Origin of the sequence: Enhygromyxa salina (assembly GCF_000737335.2) — a bacterium.
In the GTDB taxonomy this organism is placed as follows: Bacteria; Myxococcota_A; Polyangia; order Nannocystales; family Nannocystaceae; genus Plesiocystis; species Plesiocystis salina_C.
In genome coordinates this window covers 103,566-118,254 of the sequence record NZ_JMCC02000015.1, presented here as the reverse complement: position 1 = coordinate 118,254, position 14,689 = coordinate 103,566, and the positions used below count along the sequence as shown (strand labels likewise).

The window sequence follows — 14,689 nt, the reverse complement described above, 5'->3', positions numbered from 1 at the left end:
CCCCTCGCCAAAATACTGCTGTCAATTGCCCAGGGGGGCCAGCGCTGGTGTAGGGTCCCGCCATGTCCGATCGAGACGTTGAGCGAGACTGCACGCCACAAGCTTTCGTCGAGTCGCTGCGGCGGCTGGCCGACGCGATCGAGGCCGGCGAGTCATTTCGGATCCAAGTCGCCGGCAAGCGCTTCACCGTCCCTGCCAAGCCCGAGCTCTCGATCGAGCACGAGGCGCAGGACGGCAGCGAAGAGCTGGAGTTTCAGCTTCGCTGGAAGAGCTGAGCTCAATCGGCTGCCCGCAGGCGGCGGTCGTTCGCGGCTGGCCACGCCCCGGCGTAGCGCGAGCGCGACACGGTCGAGCACGATGCGGGCGCGTCGGGGCCGGCGTTCGCGTGGCTGTGCACAGGTCCCGGTGCGCGATGGATCGGCGCGTCGGCGCGCTCGCGCTCACCCGCGAGTCGCAGCGCGACGCGCATCAGGGCCTCGCGGTCGTCGGTGCTGGTCTTGGCGAGCAGATCCTGGATGTCCTGCAGGACCCGGCGCTCGTCGATCCCCAGCCGCGTCGCGATCGCGTAGCTGTTGCGGCCGAACAGCAGCGAGTGGGCCACGGACTGCTCTCGCTCGGACAGCGTGAACGCGTCGCGCAGCCCCGCGACGAGCAGCTCGAGCACCTCGTTGATACGCGCGACGCGGTGATCCTCGACAGCCGGCGAGGGACGAAGGGGAGAGCGCGGGAAGACGGTGGGGTCCGTAGTCATGGCGGCGGGGGCACCATGCGCGGGGCCGGGCCGAACCGTCAGGGACGGGGGAGCCACCATCGGGTTCCGAATCGGATCGTCGTTCGGGGCGCGTGGCTGGCCGGTTTGGCGGGCTCTCAATTGGCGTTGGGGCCCGCGTCACCGACCGTCACCGCGCGTGATCGCCCCGCAGCGCGATCAGCAGCGCCGCGAGGGCATCGATGACGCTGAAGATCCCGAGGATCTCGCCCTTGTCCATGACCACCGCGGTGCCCAGCTTGCGCTCGTGCAGCGTCGCAACCACCACCTCGAGCGGTGTGCTTGGTTCCACGATGTAGGGGTGCGCCGTCATGGCCTCGGTCACCTCGACGCGCTCTTTGTCGACACCTGGGATGCCCATCACCAACGCCAGATCACGCTCACTGACGATGCCGACGACGTGGCCTTGGTCAATGACCGGGAGGTGGCGAATGCCGTGATCGTGCATGCGGAGCGCCGCATCGGCGAGGCTCAGATCCGCGGGGATCGTCACCGGGTTTGCGGTCATGTGATCGCCAACGGTCGTGTTGTTCACGCTGCGGATCGTTGGATTCGCCGGGTATGCCCACAAGCGCAATCGTTGCGGTGCTGCGTGTCTGCGCGCGCAGTCTTTTCAGATTCGGATACTGCGGCTCAGGACTGCACGCTCTTCACCGCGCGGACCAGCATCTCGACCTCGTGCGCGTAGAGCTCCCCGCCGACGTCACCCTGCGGGTTGATCCGCAGCGTCACGGGGCGACGCTCGAGCGCCATCCCAAACATCCGGCTGCCGTGGATCGGCCAATACTCGTGGCCACGCGGCTCCCACAGGCGCAGCGAGGCCCAGTCGGTGAACACGCCCAGGGTCGGGCGGCCGCTCGGGTGGGTCTCGAACACGTGGAATGCCTCGCTGCCCTCCGCGTCGGGGTCGGGCTCGAGGTTGATCGGCACCAGGAAGGTCGCGTTGAGCATGTTGCTGTACATGGCGCGGCGCCTGGCATCGAGTCCGCCACCCGCCGCGAGCGCTGCACCTCCCGGGACGCCCTTGTTGCCAGCGAGCTCGCGCATCGCCGCGAGCAGTGCCGGGTTTTGCGGGTGCTCGCGGGGGTCTTCGCAGATCGAGAGCACGATGGCTTGGTCGGCGCCGTAGACCCGCGCGAGGATGTCCAAGGTCTCGTCGGCGATCTTCACCAAGCTCGCGCGCGCTCGCGGGTGGCGTCGCTTCCAGTTGCGGCGGCCGCTTGGCTTGGCGAACCCAAGCTCGCGCAGCAGCATGCCGCGCTCGGTCGTGAGCTTGAAGGCGGGCGGCAGGGCCGTGCTGGAGACGCTCTCTTGCTCGAGCTGATCTTCGCCCCGCCGCGCGATCCACATCAGGTAGACCGGACCGGTCTGCAGCACCAGTCGCGCCTCGGGGGCGCGGCTGTTGGCGAGTTGTTCGAGGGCGTCGAGCAGGCGCTCGCGGGCTGGGGCAGCGCTGATTGCCACGCTGGGTCATACCTCGATTTCAGCGCTGGGTGGCGAGCTCGCGCAACACCGCCGTCGCGGCGTCGAGGCGGGCTTGGTCGTTGATCCGCACCAGATGCGCCAGCCAGGCTTGGTGCGCGCGGGGCTCCGCGGGGGTGCGCTGGATCATCGCTGGCAGCAGCCACTCGGCGAGGGCTGGGTCCGCTTCGGCGGCGGCGTACAAGCGCGGCCGGGCCGGCAAGAACGCGGGCTCGCGCAAGTACGCGGCGAGGTACGGGGCCGCCAGCGCGCGGGTCCACATCGGTGCGCTCGAGGGTGCGGCCGCGAGCTGCCGACGCAGCGCGATCTCACCGGCGAGGTAGTGCGCGAGCGCGTCAGCGAAGCTCGCGGTGGCGCTGCGAAACCGGGCGAGCTTGGCCGGATCGGGGTCGGTCATGAAGCCGTCTGGCCACGCGCGGCGCGAACCCAGCAAGCGCTCGAGGTTGTCGGCGCCAGTCAGCGGTCCGAGCTTGGCCCGCGGTGCCCACAGCTCGACGCGCGGATGCAGGTCGTCGTTGATCGGCGCGTCGCCAGCGAGCTCGAGCAAGCCGGCCCGGTCGAGCATGTAGCCGGCCAGGAAGTCGCGTGGGTCGGTGAGCGCGAGCTCGAGATAGACCGCCTCGCGCGCTGGATTGGCGAGCCCAGCTTCGAGCTGCGCGAGGTCGATCTGGATCACCTCGTCGCTGCCGATCAACCCCAGCGCCGGGGTCTCGGCGTTGTAAAGCGCCAGCATCGCGTGGGCCTGCGGGAACACGCTTACGAAGGTCTGGGTGATCATCTGCAGCGACGCCCAGTCGAGCTGGTAGAGCGGCAGCCACTGCACGAACAACCCACCCGTGCTCAGGCGCTCGCGCGCGGCGGTGAACTGCTCGCGGGCGTACAAGCTGCCGGCCCCATCGCGGGCAGGGTGAAACAGATCCGCGACGATCAAATCGTGGCGGCCCGGGTCCGCGCGCAAGAACCGACGGGCGTCGACGGCCAGCAAGCGCGCGCGCGGATCCGTGGCCAGGCCCGCGTTGACGGCCGCGAAGTGAGGCAGCAGCTCGATCACCTCCGGCAACAATTCCACGCCGGTCAGCTGCGTGAGCGGGTAGCTCAGCCCGGCGCCCGCGGTCGCCCCGGTGCCAAGCCCCAGAAACACCGCAGCGCGAGCTTCGGGACCCGCGAGCAGCATGCTGACGTGGCCCATGCGCCGCTCACCGATGCTCAGCGCGCCGCCCATGCGAAACTGCCGATCAACACGCAAGCGCAGCAGCGGCCGCTCAGGGCTGCCTGGGGGCTGCGTGCTGCGGCTGACACCGACCACGCCCAGGGGACCCTCGCGCCGCTCGAGGATCGTCCACGCGTCGCCCGGGTCCTCGTCCGCGGCGAGCACCAGCGAGCCCGCGCCCGCGCCCAGCAAGGTCAGGCCACCAACGATCGACCCCAGCGCGGTCACACGGGGCGGCAGGCGACGCAGCCACGCGATCCCAGCGGCGAGCAGCAGGTAGCCCCACGCGATCGAAGCCCACACCTCGGCGTAGGTCAGCGAGCCCATCGCCCACAGCCCGACCACGATCGGCGCAGCGGCGGCCGCGAGTCCGTTGATCGCCAGCGCCAGGCCGATCGGTCGCGGCCCCGCTGGCGTGTGCGTGGGGTCGGGATCAGGCGCGGCGATCAGCGCGAGCAAGTGCGCAAAGCAGGCGCCCATCAAGATCGTCGTTGGGCCCAGCACGATCCCCGCCGTCGCCAGCTCGGCCAGCTGCCGTCGACCCCAGCCGCCGGATGTTGGGCCCAGCAGCGCGAGCAGCTCGGGCGCCGCCTTGGCCAGCATCGCCGTGAGCGCGACGCTCACCGCCAACGCCCACAGCAGCCCGACCAACACGGTGGCCGGCCGCCGACCCAGGGCCCGCGCGGACAGCCAAGCGTGACACCCCGCGCCCACGCCGGTGCCCAGCAGCCACACCGCCAGCAGATCCGCGAAGCTGTAGATCGTGCCCGAGAACACCTGGGCCAGGACCCGCACGCCGATGACCTCGAGCCCAAGTCCAAGCAGGCCGGTCACGCCGATCGCGACGTACAAGATCCAGCGCTCGCGCAGCAGACCGTCGTCGGGGTCACGCGCGCGCTCACGCGCTGGCTGCTCGCGGGTCACCGGGCTGGCTGGCGCTGGCTCGTCATTGCGACGCTGGCCGTGGATCGCCAAGCCGGCGCTGACCAGCGCGAGCGCAGCCGCAGCCCCGGTCGCGAGCGCGACACCCAGGGCCGGGAGCAGCAGGTGGATCATGGCGAGCACACCCACCGTCGCGCCGATCGTGTCCAACGCATACAGCCGCGCGAGCCCGCGGGCATCGTCCGTCGCAACGCGCCGCCGTGCGGCGACCAGCAGTGGCAGCGACGCGCCCAACGCCAAGGTCGCGGGCGCCAGGATCACCGCCGCGGCCACGACCGACAGCAAGGTCGGCGCCGCCAGCCCCAGCGCGCCCGGCAGCCACGCGCCAAACCACGTCAGCAACCACGGCGACGCGATCGCGTACACGGCCACGCCGACCTGCAGCAGCGCGAAGCTTCGCGCTGGCGTTCGCAGCGAGTCCGCGCGCGCGTGGGCCAAGCCAGCCCCGAGCGCCATCCCGCCAAAGAACCCCGCGAGCACCGAGAGCACGCCCAGCTGCTCGTGCCCAAGGGCCAGCGCGAGCAGCCGCGTCCACGCAGTCTCACACGCGAGCCCGGCCGCACCGGCGAACGCGGCTGCGGCCATGAGCGCGCGATCAGGTCGCCCACCTGCCCGTCCCCCGCGTGCTCGACGGGCTCGGCCGGCCATCGGCGCGAGCTTACCAGGGGTTCGATCGCGGCCCGATGACGAACGCGACGACCTGTCGGGCGTGTCCGCGAGCCGGCGAGAAGCCCTCGCCCGAGCTGACAATACCCGTGAGCCAACTGACACGATCGCCGTGTCGCGCTCGCGCAAACCAAATTTGCTCGCCGAATCACCGCTGGCTCGTGGCAGACTGCGCGACGATGAGTGAAGCGTCTGATCCCCCGAAAGTCGGCATCATTGGAGCGGGACCCGCGGGGCTCTACAGCGCGATCCTGCTCAAGAAGGCCCACCCCGCCGCGCAGATCACCGTGGTCGAAAAGAACCCGCGTGGGGTCACCTGGGGCTGGGGGGTCGTGTTCTCGGAGGAGACCATGGGCCACTTCGCCGACGCCGACGCCGAGAGCTTCAACGCGATCCGCGACGCGTTCGCCCGGTGGGAGGCGATCGATGTCCACTTCAAGGGTCGCGTGATCAACTCGGGCGGCCACGACTTCGCGGGGATCCGCCGGGTCAAGCTGCTCGAGATCTTGGCCGCGCGCGCAGAGGAGCTTGGCGTCACGATCGAGTACGACACCGAGATCGACGACGACATGAGCCGGTTTGACGACTGCGCGCTGGTCGTCGCCGCGGATGGGATCAACTCCAGGGTCCGCGCCCGCTACGAGGACACCTTCAAGACCACGATTGTCCCGGGCACCGCGAAGTTCATCTGGCTGGGCAGCGACAAGCTGTGGGACACCTTCACGTTCTTGATCCGCGAGAACGAGCACGGGCTGTTCCAAGTTCACGCGTATCGGTTTGACGTCGACACCAGCACCTTCATCGTCGAGTGCGATGATCGGACCTGGCGAAACGCTGGGCTCCACGAGGCCACTGAAGCCCAGAGCATCGCCTACTGCGAGCAGCTGTTCGCCGAAGAGCTCGGCGGCGCCAAGCTGCTTGGCAACCGCTCGCGCTGGCTGTCGTTTCCCACGCTCTCGTGCGCGCAGTGGCATCACGGCAACACGGTGTTGATCGGCGACGCAGCCCACACCGCACACTTCTCGATCGGGTCCGGCACCAAGCTCGCGATGGAAGACGCGATTCACTTGGTCGCCGCCCTGACCGAGGACCCCACCCGCGGCGCCGAAGACTCGTTGATCGCCTATGAGCGGGGCCGGCGGCTGGATGTCTCGAAGCTGCAGCGGGCCGCGTCGGTCAGCCAAAAGTGGTTCGAGGACATCTCGCGCTACAAGCACTTCGAGCCCGAGCAGTTCGTCGTCAGCATGATGACGCGCTCGAAGCGGGTCACCCACGAGAACCTGCGGATCCGCGACTCGGCCTACGTCGACGGCTTGGATCGGTGGTTCTCGGCCCACGTTGGCGAGCCGGTCGCGGACACCGAGCCGGTCCCCCCGCCGATGTTTCACAAGTTCACGCTCAAGGACATGACCCTCGACAATCGCGTCGTGGTCAGCCCCATGTGCATGTATTCCGCGCGCGACGGCGTGCCCAACGATTGGCACCTCGTTCACATTGGCAGCCGGGCCACCGGGGGCGCGGGGTTGGTGATGTGCGAGATGACCGACGTCTCCGCCGAAGCCCGGATCAGCCCCGGGTGCACGGGCTTGTGGACGCAGGAGCAAAGCGACGGCTGGAAGCGCGTCGTGAACTACGTGCACGAGTACAGCCGGGCGAAGATCGGCATTCAGCTGGCCCACGCGGGCCGCAAGGGGGCGACAGAGGTGCTGGCCAAGGGCGGGCGTCCGCTGCCGCCCGAGCAGGCGTGGGAGCTCGTCGCGCCCTCGCCGATCCCGTGGAACGACAGCTCCCAGACCCCGCGCGAGCTGACCCGGGCCGACATGGTCGAGATCCGCGAGCAGTTCGTGCGCGCGGCCAAGCACGCGCTCGCGGCTGGGTTTGACCTGATCGAGATCCACGCAGCCCACGGCTACTTGCTGTCTAGCTTCATCTCGCCGCTGACAAACACGCGCGCCGACGAGTACGGGGGCAAGCTCGCCGGTCGTATGCGGTTTCCGCTCGAGGTGTTCGACGCGTGCCGCGAGGTCTGGCCCAGCACCAAGCCGATGTCCGTGCGGATCTCGGCCACCGACTGGTCGCCCGAGGGCCTGTCCGATTCCGACGCCGTCACGGTCGCCCGCATGTTCCACGAGCACGGCTGTGACCTGATCGACGTGTCGGCCGGTCAAACCCACCCGGGCGCCAAGCCAGTCTACGGGCGCATGTTTCAGACGCCGTTCTCGGATCGGATCCGCAACGAGCTGCGCACGGTCGCAACCATGGCGGTTGGCAACATTCAGGGCTGGGATCACATCAATACGATCATCGTCTCGGGCCGCGCGGATCTGTGCGCGCTGGCTCGGCCGCACTTGTATGACCCGTACTTGACCTTGCACGCGGCGGCGGAGCAGGGCTGGCACCGCAACGTGCCGTGGGCGGAGCAATATCGGGCTGGGATGTCGTCGGCGGATCTGGTCGCGGCGCAGCATGGACACGGGCCGGACAAGTGATGTCGCGGGGGATCGCATCGCCGTGGCTCGCCCTGGTGCTTGGGCTGAGCCTGCTGAGCCTGCTCAACGTTGCCGCGTGTGAGCGGGGCGGCCCAACCCACGCGCCCGCGGCTGCGCAGGACGACCCCACGGATCAGCTGACCCAAGATCTGCTCGCCAACCTTCGGGCTGGGGATCTGCAGGCTGCGCGGGCGCAGTGCACCGCGACGCTCGCGGGGGATCTCGGGCGGCGCGGCGCGAGCGAGCTCGAGGTGATCACCGCGACGCTCGAGTGGCTCGGCGCCGTCGAGTCGCTCGAGCTCGAGTCCGAGCACGCGGTCGCGGGTGGGGTGGAGCGCCGCTATGTGGTTCGGTTTGGGCGCGAGCAGCTGGGCCTGAGCGTGACCGCAGTTGGCGGCAAGCTCGAGGGCTTCGTGTTCGACGCCGCGCAGTGGCGCGACTTCGTGGATCAGGCCGCCGTGGCCGCAGCCGGCTCGCTGCGGGTCGCCGAGTTTCGCTACCTCGGTCCCAAGGGAAAGCCAATCACGGCGCCGCTCGATCCCGCCAACATCTCGTACGACTTGGCGCTCGAGGGCCTCGAGGCGTTGCTGCGCGAGCATCACGTGATGATTGCGAAGACCGTGCGCGACGCGGAGGGCAATGAAGTGTATCGGCAGACCGAGGATGACGATGTTCGGTTTCCCCAGGCCGAGGCGGGCAGCGGCGGCGGGCGTATCACGGGCAGCGTGGCGGTGCCGGGGCCTGGCCGCTACCAGTTGGAGCTGCGGATCCGCGACATGGTCGGGGCCCAGCTGCTGACGTACAAAGAGTCGTTTGTGATCGAGTGACTCTGAACTCGCACAGGAGCTCGCACATGGAGATCGACGACGTGGAGGGCTGTCGCGTGCACTTCTTGCCCGACCACACCGAGCAAGCCTGGGCGTCTGCGCTCGCCAGTCTCGAGGCCCACGAGCTGTGGACGAGTGACCCACGACCGGGTTCTCAGCCTTCGGGCTGGCGCTCGAGCGTTGCGTTGCGCAGCGCCGCGGCGATGGCGTGGGCGAGCGACTGGCGTGAGAAGGGCTTTTGCAAGAACGCCCGCGTGCCATCGAGCACGCCATGGCGCACGATCGCGTCATCCGTATAGCCCGACATGTAGAGCACCTTCATGTTCGGCCATTGGTTGACGATGCGATCGGCGAGCTCGCGGCCGTTGGCGCCGGGCATGACCACGTCGACGAGCAGCAGATCAATCGCGTCAGCCTGGGCGGCGACGACCTCGGCCTCGTCGCCGTTGCTCGCGACCATGACCTCGTAGCCAAGGCCACGGAGCATGCGCGCGGTCAGGCTGCGAACGGTGGCCTCGTCCTCGACGACGAGGATGACCTTGCGGCTCGAGACTTCGTTGATCGGGGCTGGCACGGCGAGCGTTGGCTGCTCTGAGGTCCCGTCGCCGAAGGGCAGGTAGATGCAAAACTGGGTGCCGCGTCCTGGCTCGCTGTCGACGAACAAGCTGCCCCCGCTCTGCTCGACGATGCCGAGCACGGTCGAGAGCCCCAGGCCCGTGCCGGAGCCGGCGGGCTTGGTCGTGAAGAAGGGCTCGAAGATCCGCCCGAGCTGATCAGCGGCGATACCGAGCCCGTCGTCTTCGACCTCCAAGATCACGTAGGTGCCAGGCTCGACCGCGTGCGGGGCTTGCGGCTCACCGGCGTCGATCTGCGAGCGGCGGGTGCGGACCGCCAGCGCGCCGCCGTCGGGCATCGCGTCGCGGGCGTTGACCACGAGGTTCATCAGGACTTGCTCGAGCTGGCTGGGATCGACGTGGACCCAAGCGCCGGTCGTGGCTAGCTCGAGTCGCAGCTCGATGTTCTCGCCGATCAGGCGGCGCAAGAGCTTGGCGATGTCGGTGACGAGGGCGTTGAGATCGACGCGCCTGGGCTTGAGCACCTGGCGGCGGCTGAAGGCCAGCAGCTGCCGGGTCAGGTTCGCGGCGCGCTCGGCCGCGTCGCGGATGTCCACCAGCGAGATCTCGACCTCACCGGGATCGTCGAGCTGCATCATCGCGAGCTCGCAGGCGCCAAGCACGACGGTCAGCAAGTTGTTGAAGTCGTGGGCGACACCGCCAGCGAGGGTCCCGATCGCCTGCATCTTTTGGGCTTGGCGAAGCTGCTCCTCGAGTTGGTGTTGGTGGGTGCGGTCGGCCGTGATCAGCGTGACCCGGTCAATGACGTCGCCACGCTTGATCGGGCCAAGCCTGGTCGACAGGTGCCGGACCCCTGATGGCGTCGAGACCCGGGCCTCGTAGAACTCGTGGGTCCCGTGGGCGAGGACCCTGTCGATCGCTGCGCGCGTGACGTTGGCGTGGCTCGGGTCGAGAAACTGCTCGGCGGTCATCCCGAGCACGTGCGTGGCGTCGAGGCCATGGTCCAAGCGGTTGACGAACTCGAAGCGGTGGTCACGATCGACGATCGCGATGAAGTCGGGGGCGTTGTCGACGAGTGAGCGCCACCGGGCCTCGCGCTCGCGCAGGGCATCGAACAAGCGCGCGTTGTCGAGGGCGATCGCGGCTTGTCGCGCGAGCGTCATCAGGATCTGCAGGTCGAGCGCAGAGAACACGGCGCTGAGCATGCTGTTCTCGAGGTAGAGCACGCCGACGTGACGCTCTTGCTTGACGATCGGCAGCGCGAGCAGCGAGCGGGGGCGGCTCGCCACGACCCAAGGATCATGGGCGACCCGCTCGTCGAGCGGCCCGTCATCCACGACGATCGGCTCGGTGCCGCTGGCGGCCTCGTTGATCAGCGACTCCGCGAGCTGGTCGCTGGCATCGGCGAGCGGGACCGCGTCGACGTGTCGCGCGCCGCTGCTGTTGCGCTCGAACACACCAGCGACGTGCAGGCCGCCCTCGTCATCGAGCAGCAGCACGCCGCGATCGGCCCCCGCGTTCTTCACGGTCCCGTCGAGCAGCGCGATCACGACATCCTCGACGCTTGTCACTTTGGACATCGTCTCGGCCATCTTGACCAGCGCGCTGATGTCGAGGGTGAGCTGGGTGTCGCTCGATGAGGTGTGCGACGACGCGGGCTTGGTGCGGGGGGCCTCGCGATTCGACAGGGGGCCTTCGCCGAGCCGCCGCACCGCCGCCCTGGCTCCCCAGCGGGCGTAGCAGCGTCGGGCATGCTCGAAGTAGCCGACGGCGAGCTTGGGTTGATCGCGGGCGACGAGCACGTCGGCGGCGTGCTCGTTCGCGCGGGCCTCGATGCTCACCCACCCAGCGTTGGCGGCGGCGTTGGCTGCGGCGTCGAAGTGCGAGAACGCCTCGTCGAGCTGGCCGCGCGCCTGCGCCCACGCACCAGCGAGCAACGAGCGAAGCGGCGCCGCGTTGGTGGGGGAGCTCGCCTCCCAGCGCGCGAGCTGAGCGAAGCGTGCGTCGAGCGTGGCCGCGAGCTCGCGGCGGCGGTCGTCGTCGAGATCGGCGTAGCCGGCACACGCGAGCATCGAATCGAGCACGTCGAACAGGCCGGTCGAGAACAGCCCGGTGCCGGCGATTCGAGCGGGCCGGCCTGCCGCGATCGCCTGCGCGAGGGCTTCGTCGTCGCGCAGCATCCAGGCCACGAACGCGGCGTGCAGACAAGACTGGTAGGTGTCTGTGGGGTGGAGCTCGACCGCAGCGGCGTCCTCGCCCCGCGCACGCAGCCCCGCGCCAGGCTCGTGGTCCATCAGCGCACAGCAGGCGTCCGCGGCCGTGGCCATCACGACGGCGATCGACCTCGCGCCGGTCTGGCCGGAGAAGCCCGCCCCCAGCCGTGCGTCTTGCAGCGTGGTCTCGAGCGGGGCCCCAAGCAGCAGCGCGAGTGAGGACAGCGTGTTGATCGCGTAGCCGGCGTCGGTCAGCATCCCCGCGTTGCGCAGCTCGTGAAACTGCTCGCGCAGCGCCGAATTGTCCGGGCCAACCGGCGCGATCCAGGGCTGTACGGTCACCGCGTAGGTCATCGCGGCGAAGCTGCCCAGCACGCTCGAAGGGAACCGGTCGAACAGCGCGAACGCGATCGCGGAGTAACGCCGGGCAGCATCGAAGTCCTCGAGCGCCGAGGCGCACAGCAAAGCGAGCTGCATGAACGCCGTCGCGGACGCGTCGCTGCACCCGTGCTCGAGCGAGGTCTCGATGATCGTCAGCGTGAGCGCCGTCATCAAGCCGAGATCCCCGGACACGTAGGCTGGCTTGGTCGCGGCCAGCAGCAGCGCGAGCAAGACCTCGAGCTCGGGCGCGCGGATCAGGGGCAGCTCCATGAGCGACGCGGAGCTGCGTTGCGCGAGGCTGGCGAGCACGCGCTGCATGAGCGCGCCGACCCACTCGGGCGAGCCGCCGCCGCGCAGGTCCAGCTCGAACAGGGCCGCGGCCTCGACCAAGATGTTCAGACAGGACTCGATGTCCTCGCCGATCATGAGCAGCTGCTCGCGGCTGAGCAGCACCCGCGCTCGCTCGAGGCGGGAGCGAGCGAGCTCGTCGAGCGCTCGGTAGGCCTGGGCGCCACGCTTGGTATCGCCGGCCATGAAGCGGCACTCGGCGAGGGCCAGCAGCGAGTCGAACAGCAACTCGTGGCTGGTGTCGTCGTCGAGCAGGCGGGTGGCGGTCTCGTAGTGGAGCGCGGCGTTGACAAAGGTCGCGGCCGCGCGCGCGTGCTTGGCCGCGCGGATACACATCTCGGCGAACCGCTGGCGCTCGTCGGGGTCTGTGATCAGCTCGCAGGTGTTCGCGACGTGACTGGCGAGCACATGGATGATCTCGGGATCCTGCGTGGCGGGATCGGACTCGAGCATCCGTTGGGCCAGGGCGAGGTGGAGCTGCGCGGGGTCTTCGGTGCAGCTGTGCGCGGCCGCGTGGCGGATCCGTTCATGGACAAAGGTGAAGGTGGGGGCGCTGGCACGGTAGTTCTCGAGCAGGAACCCGGCGGCGCTCGCCTCGTAGAGCGACGTCGCCAGATCGGCCTCGGTGACGTTGGCGAGGCTGGCGAGCGTGGGTAGATCAAAGTGGACGCCGACGTGCGCCGCGAGACCGAGCAGGTTCAGCGCTTTGGGCGGGAGCTCCCGCAGACGCCCAACCAGGAATTCGACGACGTCGCCCGAGGCTTGCTGCGCGCGCGCGCGGGTGAGGTCGACGGTCCAGCACCCGGTCGCGTGGTCGATCGAGATCGCGCCCGCGTCGTGGAGCGCGACGACAGTCTGCTCGACGAACAATGGGATCCCGCGGGTCCGCTCGAGCAACAGCTGGGCGAACGCGGACGCCTCGGCTGCGTCGCCGAGCAGCGCCTGGGCCCACTCGCGCAGCGACCCCTCGCCGAGCGGGCCGAGCTCGAGGGTTTGGCGGGTGCCTGGCAGGTTGTGCAGCCACGCGTGGACCTCGTCGAGGCCGGCGTCATCGTCGGGCACGGTGACGATCACGAGCACGCGCTGGTCACCGGCGAGCAAGTGTTCGACCAGATGCCGGCTGGCTTCGTCGGCCCACTGCAGATCATCGATGAACAGGATGTACTCGTGGTCGGGTAGCAGCAGCGCGCTGGCGTAGCGCCCGACGCTGGCCCAGAATCGGGTGCGCGCTGCCCCCGGGTCGACGACGGGGAGCTCGGGCCGCGGGCCCAAGATCAGCCCGAGCTCCGGCAGCACCTCGGCCAGCGCCGCGCCGGTCTCGTCGAGCTGCGTGTGGAGGCGTTGGTGCACCGCGTCGCGCAAGCTGGCCGGGCCACGCTCGTAGCGGCGCAGCAGCCTCGACAGCGTGTTCTTGATCGCCGCCATCGGCTCGCCGCGCGCGGCCTCGAGCTTGTGCTGCATGAACTGAACCTGCTCGCCCGACGCCTCGACGCTGGCGCGAAACTCCTCTACGAGCGTGGTCCTGCCACAGCCAGCAGGGCCCGAGACCACGACCAACTGCGGCGAGCTGCGGCTCCGCTCACGCGCGGACTCCAGCGCGTCGAGCTCGCGCGAGCGCCCGTAGGCCCGGCGCGTCAGCGTGAGCCGCTCCGAAGGGTCGAGCACCGCGAGCGCGAAATCATGGAGTGGTTCATCGCGCGCGAGCGCTTCCATGCAGCGCTCGAGGTCGCGGCGCAGACCAAACGCGCCCTGGTAGCGCTCGTCCGGTGACTTGGCCAGCAGCTTGGCGACAATGCTGGCGACGGGCCGTGGAATCGCTGGATTGCGGACGTCGAGTCGCTCGGGCACCCGCGCGATGTGGGCGTGAACGAGCTCGGACAGCTCGAGCCGACCAAACGGGGACTCGCCGGCGAGCATCCAATACATGGTCGCGCCGAGGCAGTAATAGTCGCTGCGATAGTCGGCGCCGCGGTTGACCCGGCCCGTGAGCTCGGGCGCGATGAATTCGAGGGTGCCCTCCAGCCGCCCGCGCTTGCTGGCGATGCCCGTGGCCCGCTCGACGACCGACGCGATGCCGAAGTCGATCAACAAGATCCGCGAGAGCGAGGCGTCGACCAACACGTTGTCGGGCTTGACGTCTCGGTGAACGACATGGGCGCGGTGCAGCCCGACCAGCGCGTCGAGGATGCCAAGCGTGACCTCGAGGGTGTCGAGTACGCTGAGCGGACGCTGCCGCGCGTGGGCCGGGAGCGAACGACAGCCCGGATCATCGAAGACGAGGGCGAGCTCGTCACCCTGGTCGATGAACGAGCGCAGCCGCAGCGCACGCGACGACTCGACCTGCTCGTAGATCATCCGCTCATTGAGAAAGCGCGGGCGACATTCCGCGAGTGGCAGCGCCGCGTGCGGTCGCTTGATGACGACCGCGCGACCATCTTCGTCGACGCCGCGCACGACGACGCTGCGCGATGACTCGCTCAGCGTCTCCGTCACGCGGATCGCGTCGAGGGGCATCATGCGAGCCTAGCAGCCCGTGGTGCAATGCATCGCGTCGTCTCGCGCCCGTGATCTCGCGAACGGCGCACGTGCGACACGTGAACCGCGCGCTCCGTTCAAGAGCGCGGGAAGGTGATCGGGGCCAAACGCGATTGAGCCGCGGGTACAGGCTCGCGTCAAAGTGCACCGCCTGCCAGCCCGCCAGCCCGCCAGGTCGAGGCTTGCCCCCAGATCGTGGTCTCGTAGCTCCCGGCGATCAGCGCCTTGGCGATCTCGCCGAGGATGGTGGTG

At 69.3% G+C, this 14,689-nt stretch carries 8 protein-coding genes; 3 read left to right on the top strand and 5 right to left on the bottom strand.

The annotated features are described in order from the left end of the window. Nucleotides 1-62: 62 nt before the first annotated feature. Nucleotides 63-275, top strand: a complete 213-nt coding sequence (locus DB30_RS08010; RefSeq protein WP_052547461.1) for an amphi-Trp domain-containing protein — start codon at nucleotides 63-65, stop codon at nucleotides 273-275. 2 nt (nucleotides 276-277) lie between these two features. Here the strand turns inward: DB30_RS08010 and DB30_RS08005 are convergent, their stop codons facing one another. From DB30_RS08005 to DB30_RS07990, 4 genes are all read right to left on the bottom strand, one after another. Beyond that, on the bottom strand, nucleotides 278-751 hold the full coding sequence (locus DB30_RS08005; RefSeq protein WP_146658268.1) for a helix-turn-helix domain-containing protein: 474 nt from the start codon (nucleotides 749-751) through the stop codon (nucleotides 278-280). Between the two features lie 148 nt (nucleotides 752-899). Further along, complete coding sequence (locus tag DB30_RS08000) at nucleotides 900-1,304, bottom strand: CBS domain-containing protein (RefSeq protein WP_146658267.1); 405 nt, start codon at nucleotides 1,302-1,304, stop codon at nucleotides 900-902. A 98-nt stretch (nucleotides 1,305-1,402) separates the two neighbouring features. Next, the gene (locus DB30_RS07995) at nucleotides 1,403-2,233 is read right to left on the bottom strand and encodes an SseB family protein (RefSeq protein ID WP_052547455.1); all 831 of its coding nucleotides are present in this window, start codon (nucleotides 2,231-2,233) and stop codon (nucleotides 1,403-1,405) included. A 19-nt stretch (nucleotides 2,234-2,252) separates the two neighbouring features. Continuing rightward, nucleotides 2,253-4,988, bottom strand: a complete 2,736-nt coding sequence (locus tag DB30_RS07990; protein ID WP_052547453.1) for a spermidine synthase family protein — start codon at nucleotides 4,986-4,988, stop codon at nucleotides 2,253-2,255. A 260-nt stretch (nucleotides 4,989-5,248) separates the two neighbouring features. Between DB30_RS07990 and DB30_RS07985 the strand changes: the two genes are divergently transcribed. Together DB30_RS07985 and DB30_RS07980 are read left to right on the top strand one after the other, a co-directional pair. After that, the gene (locus tag DB30_RS07985; RefSeq protein WP_205632936.1) at nucleotides 5,249-7,558 is read left to right on the top strand and encodes a bifunctional salicylyl-CoA 5-hydroxylase/oxidoreductase; all 2,310 of its coding nucleotides are present in this window, start codon (nucleotides 5,249-5,251) and stop codon (nucleotides 7,556-7,558) included. Next, nucleotides 7,558-8,385 (top strand): hypothetical protein, encoded by an 828-nt coding sequence (locus DB30_RS07980; RefSeq protein ID WP_052547452.1) that lies wholly within the window; start codon nucleotides 7,558-7,560, stop codon nucleotides 8,383-8,385. Before DB30_RS07985 ends, DB30_RS07980 begins: the two co-directional genes overlap by 1 nt. A 154-nt stretch (nucleotides 8,386-8,539) precedes the next feature. On the opposite strand, the gene DB30_RS07975 is transcribed toward DB30_RS07980, so the two are convergent. After that, nucleotides 8,540-14,416: a protein kinase domain-containing protein gene (locus DB30_RS07975; RefSeq protein WP_165703668.1), complete on the bottom strand. Its 5,877-nt coding sequence runs from the start codon at nucleotides 14,414-14,416 to the stop codon at nucleotides 8,540-8,542. Between the last annotated feature and the right edge of the window lie 273 nt (nucleotides 14,417-14,689).